Raw genomic sequence first — 15792 nt, forward strand, 5'->3', positions numbered from 1 at the left:
TTGGAATAAACTGGATGCGCAAATCATGAAAGAGAGGAAACTCCATGAGTGTGCGTGTATCCGGTAAACATATGGAAATCGGCGAGAGCTTTCGTCTTCGGATCGAGGACCAGATCGCTCAGGCGGTCACCAAGTATTTTGACGGAGGGTATTCGAGCCAAGTCACGGTGGTGAAGTCGGGACCGCGTTTCAGCGCGGACTGCATGATCCATCTCGACACGGGCGCCACGTTGCATGCGAACGGCGAGGCTTCCGAGCCGCAGGCCGCATTTGACGCGGCATCGGAACGGATCGCAAAGCGCATTCGGCGTTACAAACGCAGGCTGAAGGACCACCATAACGGCACGGGTCATGCAGGCCTGGAAGTTGCCTACAAGGTCATGGACTCCGTGCCGGACGAAGAGGACGAGCTGCCGGAGGACTACGCACCGACGATCGTTGCCGAAAGCTCCAAGCAGGTGCGGACCATGTCGGTTGCCAATGCCGTCATGGCCTTGGACATGACGGACAATCCGGTCCTGATGTTTCGCAATCCCGGCAGCGATGAACTCAATATCGTCTATCGCCGCACGGACGGAAATATCGGCTGGATCGATACAGCCGCCATGAAAAACTGACGAGGATGGACCAGCGCTGTTTTCGGATCGTCGCGATGCGGCGAACCGGGCGCATATGAAGCAGAGACGGCCCTGACGGAACACATCGTTTCCCAGCGGCTTGGCAAGAGAGACAAGGCGGCGCGCGAAAAGCGGCCGCCTTGTTGATAGACGGTGATCGGCAGGCATGGGGATGAGGCCTGCCGAGCATCGAGAAAAATGGGTCGCAAGGTGGCACGTCGTGCCGTTCGACGCGCCCCTGTCAACAAGGTACAAAAAAATGGCTTTGGCAGGTCTGCTGCAGCAAGATGCGATCTTTCCAACCCTTCGGGTGCAGTCCAAGAAGCAACTGCTTCAGGAACTGGCCGTCAAGGCTTCCAAGCTGACCGGTCTGCCAGAGCGCGAGATCTTTGACGTCATCCTGCAGCGGGAGCGGCTGGGTTCGACCGGCGTCGGCAATGGCATCGCCATTCCGCACGGCAAGCTGCCCGGCGTGACCGCCATCGTCGGCATCTTCGCACGGCTGGAAACACCGGTGGATTTCGAGGCGCTCGACGACCAGCCGGTCGATCTCGTTTTCCTGCTGCTCGCACCGGAGGGTGCCGGTGCCGACCACCTGAAGGCGCTCTCGCGGATCGCACGCGTGCTGCGCGATCCCGATATGGTCGCCCGCCTGCGCGGCACCGAGTCGGCTTCGGCGATCTACACCTTCCTCAGCGACGACCAGACTTCCAACGCGGCCTGATCCTGAACGTCGTTTGACGGAACTTTTGCCGCCGGTCTGGAAGTTGATATCGACAGAACCCCTTTGCCGGTGAATACTCCTGTTCGATCAACAGGGGGCAGAACGGAATGGGCGCGACAGCTTCGGGACGATTGGTGGGCAAGATCGCACTGATCAGTGGTGGCGCCGGCGGCTGCGGGCTGGCGGCATCCGAGCTGTTCGCCCAGGAAGGCGCAAAGGTTGGCATCGTCGATCTGCCATCGAGCCGCGGCGAAGAGGTTGCTGCCGGCATTCGTGCTGCCGGCGGGGACGCCGTCTTTGCGCCCGCAGACGTGTCCGTCTCAAAAGATGTGACCGCAGCCGTCAAAGCGGTCGAGTCGGCCTTTGGCCCCATTACCGTTCTCTTCAATCATGCAGGAATTCTTGCCGTCGGTCCGTTTCTGGAAACGGAAGAGGACGAATGGGACCGGCTGATGGCCGTCAACGTCCGCTCGATGTTTCTCATGACGAAAGCGGTGCTGCCGGGCATGATTGCGGCAGGCGGAGGCAGCATCGTCTCGACCTCCTCGATCTCGGCCGTAGCCGCAACGCCGATGGAGGTGCTCTACGACACGACCAAAAGCGCCTGTCACATGTTCGCCCGCGCGATCGCCGTGGAGTTCCGCGATCGCAATATTCGTTCCAACGCCGTCTGCCCGGGCTTCATTGCGACCGACCACGGCAAGCGTGAACTGGTCGGCCTTGCCAAATACGGGATCGACGTCTCGGACACGGCCATCGCTGCGCAACAGGGGCGCCTCTGCGAGCCGATCGAAGTGGCGCGCGCGGCTCTGTTTCTGGCCAGCGACGAGGCAAGCTTCATCAACGGCACCCACCTGTTCGTCGACAATGGATTCACCGCCGTGTGAAAGGGGAACGCCATGGATAGCATCACCTCGCGACGAGCCGGTGGGCTCTGGCGCAACTGGGTGGGAAACCAGTCCTGTATCGTGCGTGCCCGAGGCGCGCCCGGAAGCGAGGCGGAACTTTCGGACATGGTGCGCACCGCCGCCGCCGAAGGCATGGCGGTGCGTTGCGCGGGCTCCGGCCATTCCTTTACCCCGGTCGCCCTGACCAGCGGCCTCCATCTCACATTGTCGGGCATGCAGGGCGTGACGGGCATCGACCGGGAGCGCAAGCGGGTTTCCGTCTCGGCGGGCACGACGATCAACGCGCTTGGCAAGGTGCTCAAGGCGAACGGGCTTTCGCTGATCAATCAGGGCGACATCGATAGCCAGGCCCTGGCCGGCGCTCTGACCACCGGCACGCACGGTACCGGCGCAACCCTTGGCAACATGGCCTCGCAGATTGTCGGCATGCGGATCGTCCAGCCGGACGGCAGCATTCTTGTTGCGGACGAAAGCAATCCGGACCTCTTGAACGCCGCGCGGGTTTCGATCGGCATGCTCGGCGTCATCTCGGAAATCACGCTCCAGGCCATGGACAGCTATAGCCTGCATGAGACGCTGTGGCGGTGCAGCTTCGAGGAATGCATGGAGCAACACGACGAGCTCGCAGCCAAGCATCGGCATTTCGGCTTCTTCTGGTGCCCCGTTCCGGAAAGCCGACACTGCTACTGCCTGCCGGACACGGCCTTCGTCTCGACGACCAACCGTCTTTCCGACGTGTGCGAGATGAAGATCATCGACATCACGGACGCCGATCCGGTGGAAGCAGGATTCGAGAAGATCGCGTACTCCTCGGAGATCTACCCGATCGAGTATGTCCCGAATTTTCACGAGCTGGAATATGCAGTACCCCTAAGGTACGGCAAGGAAGCATGCCGGGCAGTGCGTGAGCTAATGCTCACGAAGCATCCGACCTGCATCTACCCGATCGAATACCGTTTCACGGCTGGCGATCCCGGTTGGATCAGCCCGTTCTTCGAGCAGGATTCGATCACGCTCTCGGTGTCCGGACAGCCGGGCACCGACTACTGGTCCTATCTCTCGGACGTTGACGCGATTCTGCGGCAGTTCGGCTCCCGGCCGCACTGGGGCAAGCTGCATTTCCTGACCAGCGACGACGTGACGTCGCTTTATCCCCGCGCCGGGGATTTCCGTGCCCTGCGAGAAAGGCTCGACCCCAGTGGGGTCTTTCTCAACGACCATCTTCGACAGCTCTTTGCATAGGCTGCACCCGGGCAAAGGGCCGCCACTCTGAGCATCTCAAAGGACAAGGCCGGGAAGAGAGCCCTCTTCCCGGCCTTGTCGTCATCCAATCGCGCGAATTTCGCCTTATGCCGAAGGTCAGCCGGCCGAGGACTCGCCGTCCGCTGCGGGGGTCTTCGGTCCGCCCTTGGCGACGCCGACCATGGCCGGGCGTAGCACGCGCTCGCCGATCGTAAAGCCTGCCTGGACGACCTGGACCACCGTATTGTGCGGCACGTCGGCATTAGGAATTTCGAACATGGCCTGATGGAAGTTCGGATCGAACTTCTGGCCTTCCGGTTCAAGCTTGCGGACGCCATGCCGCTCCAGCGCCGAGAGCATGGAGCGCTCGGTCAGCTCGACGCCTTCGATCAGCGTGCTGAGACCCGCATCGGCACCGGCCCTGACGTCGGCGGGGATGGCATCCAGAGCGCGGCGGAGATTGTCGGATACGGCCAGCATGTCGCGCGCAAACCCTGCGACAGAATAGGACTTGGCATCCTTGACCTCGCGCTCGGTGCGCCGACGGAGATTGTCCATGTCGGCCGCCAGCCGAAGGTAGCGATCACGAAAATCCGCTGCCTCCGCGCGTGCCGACTCCAGCTCGCCGGCGTCGGCCTGCGTCGCCTCATCGGCATCCTCAAACATGGCTTGCATATCTGCCTCGGCCGGCGTGACGATTTCTTCAGCCGGATTGCTGGCTTCGGCACCGTGTTTGTTCGTTTCGTCGGTCATGACGTCTCCGCATTCAGGATCGTTTCGGGAATTTGATGCCGATATCGAGGTTCGAGCGCCAAAAATCAAGGGTCGTCGCGCCCGAGCGCCCGCTCACGAGCATCGTCTGGGCTGGCTATCGTGAAAGTCGCGACATGAGTTGGGCCGTGTAATCCACCATCGGAACGATCCGCGCGTAATTCAGCCGGGTCGGACCAATGACACCGACGGCGCCGATGATGCGATCGTCTCCATCCTTGTACGGCGCGACGATCAGGGATGAACCCGACAGCGAGAACAGTTTGTTTTCCGAGCCAATGAAGATCCGCACACCCGGTCCGGTTTCCGCCAGACTGAGCAGCTCGATCATGCTGTCCTTCTTCTCCAGATCATCAAACAGCATGCGGAGCCGATCAATATCCTCGGCGCCGGCCAAGCCTTCGAGAAGATTGGCGCGCCCGCGAACGATCAGCTGCGTCGGGTTCTTGTCGTCGGCATCGCCGCCGGACCAGCTGGCGAGACCCCGCTCGACCAGATCCTGCGAGAGAACGTCGAGTTCCGTGCGAACGGTTTCCTTGACCTTCTGCAACTGTCCGCGAACCTCTGCGAGGGTCTGGCCTGCCAGATGCGCATTCAGGAAGTTGGCCGCCTCCGTCAGCTGCGAACTCGTGACGCCTGCCGGAAGCTCGATGATCCGGTTTTCCACCTGATCATGCTCTCCCACCAGCACCGCCAAGGCCTTGGTCGGCGCGAGGCGCATGAATTCGACGTGCTTGAGAACCGGATCGTTCTTGGCCGTGATGACGAGCCCTGCGCCGCGCGACATTCCGGAAAGAACCTGGCTTGCCTCGTTGAACAGCTGCTCGACCGGCTGGTCGCGGTCACTGCGTCGCACCTGCCGATCGATGGAGGCGCGGTCTTCGGCCGAGAGGTTGCCGACCTGCATGAAGGCATCCACGAAAAAGCGCAGCCCGATCTGAGTCGGGAGGCGGCCGGCGCTGACATGAGGGGAATAGATGAGGCCCAAATCTTCCAGATCGCTCATGACGTTGCGAACCGAAGCAGGGGACAGCGACATGGGAAGAAGCCGCGACAGGCTGCGCGACCCCAGCGGCTCGCCGCTGTCCAGATAGCTCTCGACGATCCGGCGGAAGACCTCGCCGGAGCGCTCGTCGAGGGCCGAGAGCCTGTCCCGCATTGCCGATGTCAGCGCCGCCTTGTCGGCGGATCGTTCGTTCTGTGCCATGTCAGAAATATAGTAAGAGCCCGAGCGATCGACAAAGGGAAAATTGCCATACAGGGCCTCTCGCGCGTCCCGACGGGCCTATTTTGCTCCTCGTCTTTCCTTTGAGCGGCGATATAGGCTAGAAGGCACGCACGTTTCAGACCAAGGGAGTCCAAGATGCGGCCGTCCGGCAGAAAAACAGATCAGATGCGCAAGGTCACCTTCGAGCGCAACGTCTCCAAGCATGCCGAAGGCTCCTGCCTGGTCAAGTTCGGCGATACGCATGTGCTTTGCACCGCGAGCCTTGAGGAGAAGACCCCACCCTGGCTGCGCAACAGCGGCAAGGGCTGGGTGACGGCCGAATACGGCATGCTGCCGCGGGCGACCGGCGATCGCATGAAGCGCGAAGCTGCAACCGGCAAGCAGAGCGGCCGCACGCAGGAGATCCAGCGGCTTATCGGCCGCTCCCTGCGCTCCGTCGTCGACCTGCAGGCCCTCGGCGAACGCCAGATCTCGCTCGACTGCGACGTCATCCAGGCCGACGGCGGCACCCGCACCGCGTCGATCACCGGCGCGTGGATCGCGCTGCACGACTGCCTGAAGTGGATGGAAGCGCGCAATATGACGAAAGTCGAGCGTGTGCTGAAGGATCACGTGGCCGCGATCTCCTGCGGGATTTTTGCCGATCAGGCGGTGATCGATCTCGACTACCTCGAGGACAGTGCCGCGGAGACGGATGCCAATTTCGTCATGACGGGATCCGGCGGTATCGTGGAAATTCAGGGTACGGCCGAAGGCAAGCCTTTCTCCGAAGCGGAATTTGCAAGCCTGATGGGCTTGGCAAAGAACGGCATCTCGGAGCTGGTGACCTTGCAGAAGCAGATCATCGCCTAAGCGGAGATAAAGATGGTCACGACGACGGCGGAACTCGAAGGCATACTGGAAACAGCGCTCTACGCGTCGGATCTGGATGCAGCGGACCGTTTCTATGGCGATGTGCTCGGACTGGAGCGCATTACCCGCGTCGATGGTCGCCACCTGTTCTTTCGCTGCGGACCGGGCGTCCTCCTGATCTTCAATCCGATGGAAACCCTGAAACCTGCCGACGGTGCGGCTCTGCCCGTTCCGGCCCATGGGACGACGGGTCCGGGCCACGTCTGCTTTCGCGTCTCGAGCGGCAGGCTCGCATCCCTGCGAGACAGGCTTGCAGCCGATGGCGTGATGATCGAGAGTGAGATCACCTGGCCGAACGGCGCGCAATCCTTCTATTTTCGCGATCCGGCCGGCAACAGCCTGGAATGCGCCGAACCTGGGCTTTGGTCCATCGACTGAACCGCTCGCCCCGATCCCCGCTCGGATCATCCGCTCGCGCTTGCGAGAAGGTGATCCGTCCTACCGACCCCGTCTCCGTGGCGTCAGCGCCCTCCGGTTTACCTTCGAGACCTATCATGACACGCACGCTTGACGACAAGACCCTTATCGTCGCCAGTCACAATGCCGGCAAGATCCGCGAAATCCGCGACCTGATCGGGCCGCTCGGCTTTTCCGCCAAATCCGCAGCCGACCTCAACTTCATCGAGCCGGACGAAACCGGCACGACGTTCGAGGAAAACGCGACCATCAAGGCGCTGGCGTCTGCGCGCGCTTCCGGCCTGCCGGCTTTGTCCGACGATTCCGGGCTGGTTGTGGACGCCTTGAACGGCGATCCCGGCGTCTACACCGCGAACTGGGCGGAGACGGCCGATGGGACGCGCGATTTCGCCATGGCCATGCACAAGGTCGAAGCAGCATTGCAGGACGCAGGGGCAACGACGTCTGCGGCACGGTCCGCCCGCTTTGTGTCCGTTCTCTGCCTTGCCTGGCCCGACGGCCATGTGGAGCTCTTCCGGGGCGAAGTGGAAGGCACCGTCGTTTGGCCGCCGCGTGGCAGCCAAGGCTTCGGCTACGATCCGATCTTCCAGCCCGAGGGCCACGATCGAACCTTTGGCGAAATGAGCGCGGACGAGAAGCATGGCTGGAAGCCCGGCGACGACCATGCTCTGTCCCATCGTGCCCGCGCCTTCAAGGTGTTTGCCGAGACCTGCCTCGGCGCCTGACGGATATGGCTGACTTCTCCTTCATCGGCGACAAGACGGACCCCGGCTTCGGCGTCTACGTGCATTGGCCATTCTGCGCGGCCAAGTGCCCCTATTGCGACTTCAACAGCCACGTGCGCCATCAGGGCGTTGACCAGGCCCGCTATGTCTCGGCCTTTCTGAAGGAGATGGAGGAAGCGCGCCGTTTGTCGGGCCCGCGCACCGTGACCAGCATCTTCCTCGGCGGCGGCACGCCCTCGCTGATGGACCCGACAACGGTCGATGCGATCCTGAACGGCATTTCGCGCTTCTGGCACGTTCCCGATGGGATCGAGATCACGCTGGAAGCCAACCCGTCGAGCGTGGAGGCGACGCGTTTCCGCGGCTATCGCGCCGCTGGCGTCAACCGCGTGTCTCTTGGCGTACAGGCTCTGAACGATCGTGACCTGAAGTTTCTGGGCCGGCTTCACAACGTCGAGGACGCCCTGAAGGCGATCCGGCTCGCGCGCGACATCTTCCCGCGCATGTCCTTCGACCTGATCTATGCGCGGCCAAACCAGCTCGTGGAAGATTGGGAGGCGGAGCTCAAACAGGCTGTGTCCTACGCCGTCGATCACCTGTCGCTCTACCAGCTGACCATCGAAGAAGGAACGCCGTTCTATGGCCTGCACAAGGCCGGAAAGCTGATCGTTCCCGACGGCGATCAATCGGCGCTTCTCTACGAAGCGACACAGGACATCACTGCCTCGATCGGCATGCCGGCCTACGAGGTGTCCAATCACGCCGTACCGGGGGCGGAGAGCCGCCACAACCTGACCTACTGGCGTTATGGTGACTATGCCGGCATCGGCCCCGGAGCCCACGGACGCCTGACGATCGGCCGTGAAAAGCTCGCGACAGCGACCGAACGCAAACCTGAGGCCTGGCTCGACCTTGTGGAGGCGAATGGTCACGGAATGATCGACCAGGAGGTGCTCGGCTACGACGAACAGTCCGACGAGCTGCTGCTGATGGGGCTGCGCCTGAAGGAGGGGATCGACCTCGTGCGTTGGGAGGCTCTGTCCGGCCGTGCGCCTGATCCGGAGAAGGAACGTTTCCTGATCGAGCACGGATTCATCGAGCGGATCGGCAACTCACGGCTGCGCTGCACGCCCTCCGGCATGCTGATCCTCGACGCCGTCGTTGCCGACCTTGCCTGCTGAGCAGACAACGCCATGTCGGCGAAGCCCGCTCGCCGTCGAAACGACCGGCCCGAAGGCCGATCACAGGACGGTCAGGCCCACTCGCCGCTGCGCATGACGGGCACCTTCGTCCCGTCCTCGCGAAGACCGTCGATGTCGATCTTGTCGGATCCGATCATCCAGTCGATGTGAATGAAGCTGGCATTACCGCCCTGAGCGGCGATCTGATCCTGGCTCAGCGACGCGCCGTCGATGAAGCACTTCGAATAGCACTGGCCGAGCGCGATATGACAGGACGCATTCTCGTCGAAAAGCGTGTTGTAGAACAGGACGCCGCTGGCCGAGATCGGCGAGGAATGTGGGACGAGCGCCACTTCGCCCAACCGCCGAGCGCCCTCGTCCGTTTCGAGGATCTTGTTCAACACCGCTTCTCCCTTCGAGGCTTTGGCCTCGATGATCCGTCCACCCTCGAAACGAACCTGAATATTGTCGATCAGCGTGCCCTGATGCGACAGCGGCTTCGTGCTGGACACATGGCCTTCGACACGCAGCGCATGCGGCGTGGTGAAGACCTCTTCCGTCGGGATATTGGGGTTGCAGGTAATGCCGTTCTTGGCGGTTGACGCACCGCCGTGCCATTCATGTCCGTCTGCAAGACCCACCGTGAGGTCGGTCCCCGGACCCGTGAAATGGAGGGCGGAGAAGCGCTCCCCGTTCAGCCAGGTCGAGCGCTCGCGCAGATTGGCGTTGTGGGCCTTCCAGGCTGCAACGGGGTCCTCCACATCGACGCGAGACGCCGCGAAGATCGCATTGGCCAGTTTCTCGACGGCCAAATCCTCGGCGTCTTCCGGAAACATCTGTCGGGCCCAGGACGGATTGGGGTAGGACACGATGTTCCAGTTGATATCGAAGTTCGAGATCTTCTCGAGCGCGGGCTTGTAGGCCATCGACATGGCCTTGTTTGCCCGCGCGACCTTGGCCGGGTCCTGAGACGCAAGCAGCATCGGATTATCGCCGGAGATCGCCAGGCGCGCCGCGTTGCCCGCATAGGCCTTCGCCATGCCCTCGTAGAGCCAGTTGCTGGCGCGATCGAAGCTCTCGTCCGGCGCATGCTCGTAACGCGCCAGCGTGCTTTCCTCGTCCGAATAGAACGTTGTCACGAGGCCGGCACCCGCGAGATAAGCATGCTTGGTGATGAGCCGCACCAAGGGCAGAGCTGCGATCGGCGATGTGATGACCAGATCCTGTCCCCGCGCGAGCCCGAGCCCGACCTTGACCGCGACTTCGGCGAGCTTCTCAAGTTTCCGGGCGTCGATCGGCGACGTGTGGCGTGCAGTTGCGGACATGTCGAACATCTTTCTTCGAGAAAACGAAGTTCAACGTTAGGACAGGACGCAGCGGATTTGAAGGAAAAACGACGGGCGCGGGTGATGGCACGACGGCCGCAAGGCATGGTCGGGACCATGCCTCACGCTTTGACAGATCCCCCTCGATTTGAGAGGCAGCTTTGGTGACCGGCAGTCGGAAAGCGGCGAGATACACAGGCCTGTTGCCGGTCCAGGGCCGACAGTCACCACGATGTGCCGCTGTCCGTTACCGGAACGTGTTGACCGCTCTTCCAACCGTTGCCGCCTGGGCGACCGGTGCCGTTGTCGAACTGACCAGAGTTGCGAACTTCCGCACCTCGGCAAGAGACGAATTGGCGATGAAGATCAGGTCGCGGTTCTTCAAGCTGAAGCTCTTCAGCAAGAAGAAGCCGTTCGGGTCCTTCAGATCGATCTGATAGATGACGTTGGTCGTCGGCCCGGCGGAGGCGAACTTGCCCGGCACCAGACGCTGAACAAGCGCGGTCGGTTCCGTGCGGTAGATGAAGACACCCCGGGCATTGGCGCGTTCATCGTTGAGGCCGCCGACCTTTGCCAGCGCCTGATTGAGGAACAGCTGCGACTCGTCGAACTGGATGGACGCATTGCTTGTCGCCGCGCCAAACACCGTGAAGCTGCGCGGCTGCCGAATGAGCGCGATCACATCGTCAGACTGCACATAGATGTTTTCCGACGGATCCGAGATCAACCCCTCCATCGGAATGGTTTCCGTGCGCTGGCCGCGCGTGATCTGAACGGAGAGCTGGTGTGACTCGATGCGAGGGCCGCCGGCCATGGCAATGACGTCGAGCAGTTTTTCGCCTCGCGGAGACAGGGCGATGCGGCCGCTGCTGGCCACCTCCCCCGTCACCGTTACCGTGTTGGAGACGTTTTTAACGACGCTCACGAGAACCTGCGGCTGAATGGCGATGCGCGCAAGCGCATTTTCGATGGCGGCCTTGACCTGTTGCGGCGTACGGTTGGCCGCCTGCACGGTGCCGGCATAGGGCACGGAGATCGTACCGGATTCCGACACCGGCTGTTCCGGTATCTGCGTTCCACCCTTGACGGAGCCGCCGGAGAAAAGACCGTCAGGCGATGCTTCCCATATGGAGACGACGACTGTGTCGCCGACACCGATGATGGACGAGCTGCGCTTGCGCGCATTGCCGAGCTTGGCCGCGAGTTGCGTTTCCATGCCGCTGGAAAGAAGCGAGATGATGCCGGGGGTGACGGGGATCAGCGTGTAGGGAGAATAGCTGTCCTTGGCCTCTTCGAGGATGTTGGCGGAGCTTGGGCCCGAACTTGGCATTACCGTACAGGATGTTGTGGTCAGACAAACAACGGCCAGCGACAAACTGGTGAACTTGGTCAAGAACGGCATGGGCACCCTCAAGCGCGGATCCTTCACGAGAAGACGATCCACTCCCCCGAAATAGCGGTGTTGGTTTGGTTATCTCAACACCAGCTCACAAACAATCACTTCAAGGCCGCACCAAACAAAAACACGCGGACCACTGCAAAAAGGGCACAGTGCCTGCGACCGGCGCCTGTCCGACACGCACTTGGACAGGGCGGAACATGTTCTTTGATATCAAGGCCTTGCAAAACGGAAATTCCTTGGAAGGCGTTTCCTCGATAGACTCTGCTTCCTTCTGTTCGATCGACAAGGCCGATGGCATCGGCGTTGACGGGGCATGGCATAGACAGCGCGACTTGCGTTCGCAACTGCTGGCAGGCGGGCAATCAGACGTCGCTCGATCGGCTCTCGCCCGGCGAACGGTAACCCATCACTTTGCCGAGGCTGAATGGTGATGAGCGCCCACCCTGTTGTAAGTTTCAGCTATGACCAAACCGTGAAGATGGGAAGGGGTGCGCTCACGAACGTCCCAAATTTGGACAGTTCACGCTTTCGGTCTCATAAACACTCTGCTGTTCCCCGGACGAGCGCGTTGGGATACTGTTCCGGCGAGTGCCGCCGGGCAATCCGTGTCCGGGGGAAGCGACCGTCAAACCAAATGTCGCAGGAGAGGCCAGAGCTGCTGTGAGCGCAATCTTACCCACGCCTCCTACGCCTGAGCGGCGGATACATTGCCGGATTCCTGACATGACGACCAAGCTCTTGATCACTCCGGCATGACGCGCTTCGACTTAGCGGGCGCCGGAGAGATGCGCGACAAAGGCCCCCGACAGCTGACTTACGCATTTCATATGCATGCCTGGAAGCGTGATGTCCTGCGTCGCTATTTTCCGACGAGACGCTTTGTCTTCGTTCCATTCCATCTCAGCGAAACGCGGCTGCGGCGGGACTGGCTGGACAGGATCGATCTTGCGGCAGCGCCTGAATTCTTCGTCTGGAGCCTCAACCTGCCGCCATCGGCATCGTCCTTCGCGCGCCGGCATGCGATCCCGGTTTGCATCATCGAGGATGGCTTCATTCGCTCCGCCGTGCCGCATGCTGGCCGCACCCCGCCCCTGTCGCTGATCATGGACAGCCAGACGGCCTATTTCGACAGCCGTACGCCTTCCGATCTCGAACATATCCTGCAGCATCACGACTTCGACGCCGACCGCGTCTTGATGCAGCGGGCGCTCCAGGGCATGGAGACGCTTCTCTCGAAAGGCATCAGCAAATACAATGCGCCGGCCGATCCGGTTGTCCCGTCATACGGACCGAAGAAAAAGCGCCGGGTGCTTGCTCTTGGCCAAGTGGACGGCGACGCGTCGATCCGCTACGGCTGCCCTATCCCTGTGACAAACCAAGATATGGTCCGGCAGGCCGTTGCGGAGAACCCCGACGCGGAGGTCATCTACAAGCCGCATCCCGATGTGCTCAGCGGTGTGCGGCATTCGTCCGCAAACCTTGCAGAATTGGCGCAGATCTGCACGGTTCTGACGGGAAGGCTCCCGATGTCGCGCGCTTTCGAGACGATCGACCATGTCTACACCATCACCTCTCTCGCCGGATTCGAAGCGCTGATGCGGCGGCTGCCCGTCACCGTGCTCGGTGCACCGTTTTATGCGGGGTGGGGCCTGACGGATGATCGGCAGACCTTGGCACGGCGGACGCGCCGCCTGACCGTCGAGCAGGTGTTCGCTGCGGCCTATCTGCTTTATCCCCGCTATTTCGACCCGGATACCGGAGCGACCACGACGTTCGAGGCTGTCGTCCAGGATCTGCGTCGTGCTGTCGTCCCTGCCTTTTCCAACCGAGAGCCGCCGGCATGGCAGCCCCTCGGCCCTTACGGCGTGTTGGGCTGGCGACATGTTCTCACACCGATCGTCGCCGCCGTCGTCAGGCGGATCGCAACGGCCGAAGATGCGGACTACTATCGGCACCACCCGATCGACTTTTTCCGCGAGCGACCGCAATCCGCCTTCCGCGCCGTCGGACGCCTGCTCTACCCGTTCGATGCCAAGCCGGACCAAGAGCCGCTGTAGCCTTTGCGAAGGCCGTAGTGACGCACGCGCGCATCCGAATCGTTATCGGCTACGCGTCCGTCTCCGGCATGGGCATGAGTGTGAAGAGTTCCTGGGCCAGTTTGACGCCGCGCAGTGCGTAGCGGCCGATGGAGACGACCTCCCGGTCGCCGGGCGGCGGGGCGGCGGCCACAAACGGCGAGGACATCACCACCGTGCGGTCGACAAACCGGCAAAGCGACGCGATCCGGCTGACCTCGTTGACGGCCGGACCGATTACCGTGAAGTCGAGGCGGTCTGCGCTGCCGATGTTGCCGTAGAACACATCCCCGATATGCAGCCCGAGATAGACTTCGGTCGTCGGACGGCCTTCCATCGCGCGGCGCGCGTTGAGATCAGCGAGCTTGCCGCGCAGGCGTCGCTCGGCATCAAGCGCCCGGCTGCAAGCATCCTCCCGTTCTTCCGCCTTGAAGATCGCGAGCGTCCCGTCTCCGATCAGCTTCAGCACGTTCCCGCCAGCCTCGTGGATGGAGGTGATCACGGCGTCCGCGTAATCATTGAGGAAGGGGATGATTTCGTCCGGGGCGAGACTCTCGGTGATGCGGGTGTAGTTCTGCAGATCGGAAAACCAGAGCACGGCCGAGATGCGTTCGGCCTTTCCCCGCGTGATGCGGCCTTCCAGAACGTGGCTTGCTGCATCTTCGCCGAGATAGACCTCGGCGATCGTGCGGGTAACGCGATTGAGGGATCCGGCCTTGATGGCCAAAGCGAGCACGGGCACGAGGGACCGCAGGGCATCGACGCCCTGATCGGTGAAGCCACTCTCGTCGGCCGTGGTCCAATGCGAATAGAAGCAGTCCATATCGCCGATATGGCTGTCCGGTGAGAAGCGGTGGATCATGGCGATGTAGTCACGGTGACCTGCCGCCAACAGCGTGTCGAGCGCGTAAAAGTCGGTCGGATCGCCAAAACCGATACGGCGGCGCAACTCGTTGCCGTTGGTTTCGCGCAGGTGGTAGAACGGCGACCTCTTCCAGTTTTCTTCCGAGACGCCCTCGTTGGTCGGGCCGTATTCGAACATGCCCTTGCCCGGCTCGCGACTGTCCCACTGGAATGCGCGACCTTCATAGACCGGATGGAGCGTGTCGATGAGCGCCAGCCCTCTGTCGAGCGGCAGTCCGGCACTGCGCAGATGCTCGCAGAAACCGCGCATGATCTCCATCTCGTCGGACCCTTTGAGCCCTTGTGTCGTCAACCATGCGGAGATGCGTGCGATGTCGCCTGCGTCCATGTCCGCCCCTTCCTGTCGTCGTGATGCTGCGGTTCCCTGTCCCCTTGCGATCAAAACGGAACGGCAAGAAGTGGATCGAGGGCGCCGGGTTCTACTGCATATTCGGCCAAACCGGAATCATTTTCAGGTCGGTTCAGGAAAGGTCCGGTATTCCAAGGGAAACGCGAGCTAGGTTTCTTTTGCTGTGTAGAGCGCGCGGGACCGTTCGAGATGGCGCAGCATGGCCTGCTCCGTGGCATCGGCGTCTCGCGCAACGATACAGTCGATGATGGATCTATGTTCTGCGAGCGTGACCGTCTCCTTGCCGGTCCAGATCAGCATGTGCGTGTGATAGCCTCGCAGCCAGGCCAACATGGCTTCGCTGACGGCCACATAGATCGGGTTTCCGGAAATGCGCGCGATACGGCTGTGAAACTCCATGTCGGCAGCGATGAAGGCCGAGGCATCCTCGAGCGCCGCTTCCTGGCGATCGAGGATGGCGTTGAGATCCGCGATGTCGGGATCCGTTGCCCTGGATGCCGCCTCTCGCGCCATGCCCCGTTCGAAAAAGATGCGGGCACTCTTCAGGTGCTCCAGCGTGTCCGAGGATTTCGCCAGCATCATCTGGGCCGTCGTGTCCACCTGACGCAGGATCGAGCGCGCCGTCAGCTCCAGCACGCGGGCACGCTCGCCATGGGAAATAACGACAAGGCCCATGTTCGCCAATGCCTGCATCGCTTCGCGAATGGCTGGCCGGCCGACGCCGAACCGCTCCATCAGCTCCCGCTCAGAGGGCATTTCATCGCCGGGGTTAAGTTCTCCGGAGGTGATCATCGCCTGCAGGCGCGAAAAAACCTCGTCAGACAGTTTTCGGCGCGTGATCGTCTCGGTTGGCTGGTTCATGAGATCCCGGTTGGTTGGTCGATGCCTTTATCTTCGCATGCGCGTGCCGCTTGGAAAAGAGAGACGCGTTCATCGAACGCATTCTCTTGATCCGACGTTCGTTCGTTCGTTGGCGGCTACCGGCGTGACCT

At 61.8% G+C, this 15792-nt stretch carries 16 protein-coding genes; 10 read left to right on the forward strand and 6 right to left on the reverse strand.

Going from position 1 to position 15792, the window contains the following annotated elements:
- Positions 1-44 precede the first annotated feature (44 nt).
- The 4 genes from raiA to ASG25_RS06610 all read left to right on the forward strand — a co-directional run bounded on the left by raiA (position 45) and on the right by ASG25_RS06610 (position 3491).
- On the forward strand, positions 45-617 hold the full coding sequence (gene raiA / locus ASG25_RS06595) for a ribosome-associated translation inhibitor RaiA (RefSeq protein WP_062470883.1): 573 nt from the start codon (positions 45-47) through the stop codon (positions 615-617).
- A 259-nt stretch (positions 618-876) separates the two neighbouring features.
- Positions 877-1341, forward strand: a complete 465-nt coding sequence (gene ptsN, locus ASG25_RS06600) for a PTS IIA-like nitrogen regulatory protein PtsN (RefSeq protein ID WP_062470886.1) — start codon at positions 877-879, stop codon at positions 1339-1341.
- Between the two features lie 107 nt (positions 1342-1448).
- Positions 1449-2228 (forward strand): SDR family oxidoreductase, encoded by a 780-nt coding sequence (locus tag ASG25_RS06605; RefSeq protein WP_062470889.1) that lies wholly within the window; start codon positions 1449-1451, stop codon positions 2226-2228.
- A 12-nt stretch (positions 2229-2240) separates the two neighbouring features.
- The gene (locus ASG25_RS06610; protein WP_062470901.1) at positions 2241-3491 is read left to right on the forward strand and encodes a D-arabinono-1,4-lactone oxidase; all 1251 of its coding nucleotides are present in this window, start codon (positions 2241-2243) and stop codon (positions 3489-3491) included.
- Positions 3492-3608: 117 nt separating this feature from the next.
- Here ASG25_RS06610 and grpE read toward each other — a convergent pair whose 3' ends face one another.
- Both grpE and hrcA read right to left on the reverse strand, forming a co-directional pair.
- On the reverse strand, positions 3609-4244 hold the full coding sequence (gene grpE / locus ASG25_RS06615) for a nucleotide exchange factor GrpE (protein WP_062470903.1): 636 nt from the start codon (positions 4242-4244) through the stop codon (positions 3609-3611).
- A 115-nt stretch (positions 4245-4359) separates the two neighbouring features.
- Positions 4360-5421 carry a heat-inducible transcriptional repressor HrcA gene (gene hrcA, locus ASG25_RS06620; RefSeq protein WP_082475593.1) on the reverse strand — a complete coding sequence of 354 codons (1062 nt, stop codon included), beginning with the start codon at positions 5419-5421 and terminating at the stop codon, positions 4360-4362.
- A gap of 204 nt (positions 5422-5625) precedes the next feature.
- On the opposite strand from hrcA, the gene rph reads away from it, so the two are divergent.
- The 4 genes from rph to hemW all read left to right on the forward strand — a co-directional run bounded on the left by rph (position 5626) and on the right by hemW (position 8725).
- Positions 5626-6342: a ribonuclease PH gene (rph, locus tag ASG25_RS06625; protein ID WP_062470909.1), complete on the forward strand. Its 717-nt coding sequence runs from the start codon at positions 5626-5628 to the stop codon at positions 6340-6342.
- 12 nt (positions 6343-6354) lie between these two features.
- The gene (locus tag ASG25_RS06630; protein ID WP_062470912.1) at positions 6355-6780 is read left to right on the forward strand and encodes a VOC family protein; all 426 of its coding nucleotides are present in this window, start codon (positions 6355-6357) and stop codon (positions 6778-6780) included.
- A 116-nt stretch (positions 6781-6896) separates the two neighbouring features.
- Positions 6897-7544 (forward strand): RdgB/HAM1 family non-canonical purine NTP pyrophosphatase, encoded by a 648-nt coding sequence (gene rdgB / locus ASG25_RS06635; protein ID WP_062470915.1) that lies wholly within the window; start codon positions 6897-6899, stop codon positions 7542-7544.
- 5 nt (positions 7545-7549) lie between these two features.
- Positions 7550-8725: a radical SAM family heme chaperone HemW gene (gene hemW / locus ASG25_RS06640; protein WP_062470918.1), complete on the forward strand. Its 1176-nt coding sequence runs from the start codon at positions 7550-7552 to the stop codon at positions 8723-8725.
- A gap of 71 nt (positions 8726-8796) precedes the next feature.
- On the opposite strand, the gene ASG25_RS06645 is transcribed toward hemW, so the two are convergent.
- Together ASG25_RS06645 and ASG25_RS06650 are read right to left on the reverse strand one after the other, a co-directional pair.
- The gene (locus ASG25_RS06645; RefSeq protein ID WP_062472311.1) at positions 8797-10050 is read right to left on the reverse strand and encodes an aminopeptidase; all 1254 of its coding nucleotides are present in this window, start codon (positions 10048-10050) and stop codon (positions 8797-8799) included.
- Positions 10051-10297: 247 nt separating this feature from the next.
- Positions 10298-11380, reverse strand: coding sequence for a polysaccharide biosynthesis/export family protein (locus tag ASG25_RS06650; protein WP_062470922.1), 1083 nt, complete (start codon positions 11378-11380; stop codon positions 10298-10300).
- A 269-nt stretch (positions 11381-11649) separates the two neighbouring features.
- On the opposite strand from ASG25_RS06650, the gene ASG25_RS06655 reads away from it, so the two are divergent.
- Together ASG25_RS06655 and ASG25_RS06660 are read left to right on the forward strand one after the other, a co-directional pair.
- Positions 11650-11883, forward strand: a complete 234-nt coding sequence (locus ASG25_RS06655) for a hypothetical protein (RefSeq protein ID WP_062470925.1) — start codon at positions 11650-11652, stop codon at positions 11881-11883.
- A gap of 396 nt (positions 11884-12279) precedes the next feature.
- Complete coding sequence (locus tag ASG25_RS06660; RefSeq protein WP_244479323.1) at positions 12280-13509, forward strand: capsular polysaccharide biosynthesis protein; 1230 nt, start codon at positions 12280-12282, stop codon at positions 13507-13509.
- 49 nt (positions 13510-13558) lie between these two features.
- Here the strand turns inward: ASG25_RS06660 and ASG25_RS06665 are convergent, their stop codons facing one another.
- Positions 13559-14779 (reverse strand): adenylate/guanylate cyclase domain-containing protein, encoded by a 1221-nt coding sequence (locus ASG25_RS06665; RefSeq protein WP_062470931.1) that lies wholly within the window; start codon positions 14777-14779, stop codon positions 13559-13561.
- A 168-nt stretch (positions 14780-14947) separates the two neighbouring features.
- Entirely contained in the window at positions 14948-15661 is a 714-nt protein-coding gene (locus ASG25_RS06670) for a transcriptional regulator NanR (RefSeq protein ID WP_062470934.1), read from the reverse strand.
- Positions 15662-15792 lie beyond the last annotated feature (131 nt).

This window comes from Rhizobium sp. Leaf384, assembly GCF_001424065.1.
Classification (GTDB): domain Bacteria; phylum Pseudomonadota; class Alphaproteobacteria; order Rhizobiales; family Rhizobiaceae; genus Ferranicluibacter.

What these genes read in the sequence shown, in the direction of transcription:
- raiA (WP_062470883.1), top strand. Translation starts at nt 45, where the DNA reads ATGAGTGTGCGTGTATCCGGTAAACATATGGAAATCGGCGAGAGCTTT.
- ptsN (WP_062470886.1), top strand. Translation starts at nt 877, where the DNA reads ATGGCTTTGGCAGGTCTGCTGCAGCAAGATGCGATCTTTCCAACCCTT.
- ASG25_RS06605 (WP_062470889.1), top strand. Translation starts at nt 1,449, where the DNA reads ATGGGCGCGACAGCTTCGGGACGATTGGTGGGCAAGATCGCACTGATC.
- ASG25_RS06610 (WP_062470901.1), top strand. Translation starts at nt 2,241, where the DNA reads ATGGATAGCATCACCTCGCGACGAGCCGGTGGGCTCTGGCGCAACTGG.
- grpE (WP_062470903.1), bottom strand. Translation starts at nt 4,244, where the DNA reads ATGACCGACGAAACGAACAAACACGGTGCCGAAGCCAGCAATCCGGCT.
- hrcA (WP_082475593.1), bottom strand. Translation starts at nt 5,421, where the DNA reads ATGCGGGACAGGCTCTCGGCCCTCGACGAGCGCTCCGGCGAGGTCTTC.
- rph (WP_062470909.1), top strand. Translation starts at nt 5,626, where the DNA reads ATGCGGCCGTCCGGCAGAAAAACAGATCAGATGCGCAAGGTCACCTTC.
- ASG25_RS06630 (WP_062470912.1), top strand. Translation starts at nt 6,355, where the DNA reads ATGGTCACGACGACGGCGGAACTCGAAGGCATACTGGAAACAGCGCTC.
- rdgB (WP_062470915.1), top strand. Translation starts at nt 6,897, where the DNA reads ATGACACGCACGCTTGACGACAAGACCCTTATCGTCGCCAGTCACAAT.
- hemW (WP_062470918.1), top strand. Translation starts at nt 7,550, where the DNA reads ATGGCTGACTTCTCCTTCATCGGCGACAAGACGGACCCCGGCTTCGGC.
- ASG25_RS06645 (WP_062472311.1), bottom strand. Translation starts at nt 10,050, where the DNA reads ATGTCCGCAACTGCACGCCACACGTCGCCGATCGACGCCCGGAAACTT.
- ASG25_RS06650 (WP_062470922.1), bottom strand. Translation starts at nt 11,380, where the DNA reads ATGCCAAGTTCGGGCCCAAGCTCCGCCAACATCCTCGAAGAGGCCAAG.
- ASG25_RS06655 (WP_062470925.1), top strand. Translation starts at nt 11,650, where the DNA reads ATGTTCTTTGATATCAAGGCCTTGCAAAACGGAAATTCCTTGGAAGGC.
- ASG25_RS06660 (WP_244479323.1), top strand. Translation starts at nt 12,280, where the DNA reads ATGCATGCCTGGAAGCGTGATGTCCTGCGTCGCTATTTTCCGACGAGA.
- ASG25_RS06665 (WP_062470931.1), bottom strand. Translation starts at nt 14,779, where the DNA reads ATGGACGCAGGCGACATCGCACGCATCTCCGCATGGTTGACGACACAA.
- ASG25_RS06670 (WP_062470934.1), bottom strand. Translation starts at nt 15,661, where the DNA reads ATGAACCAGCCAACCGAGACGATCACGCGCCGAAAACTGTCTGACGAG.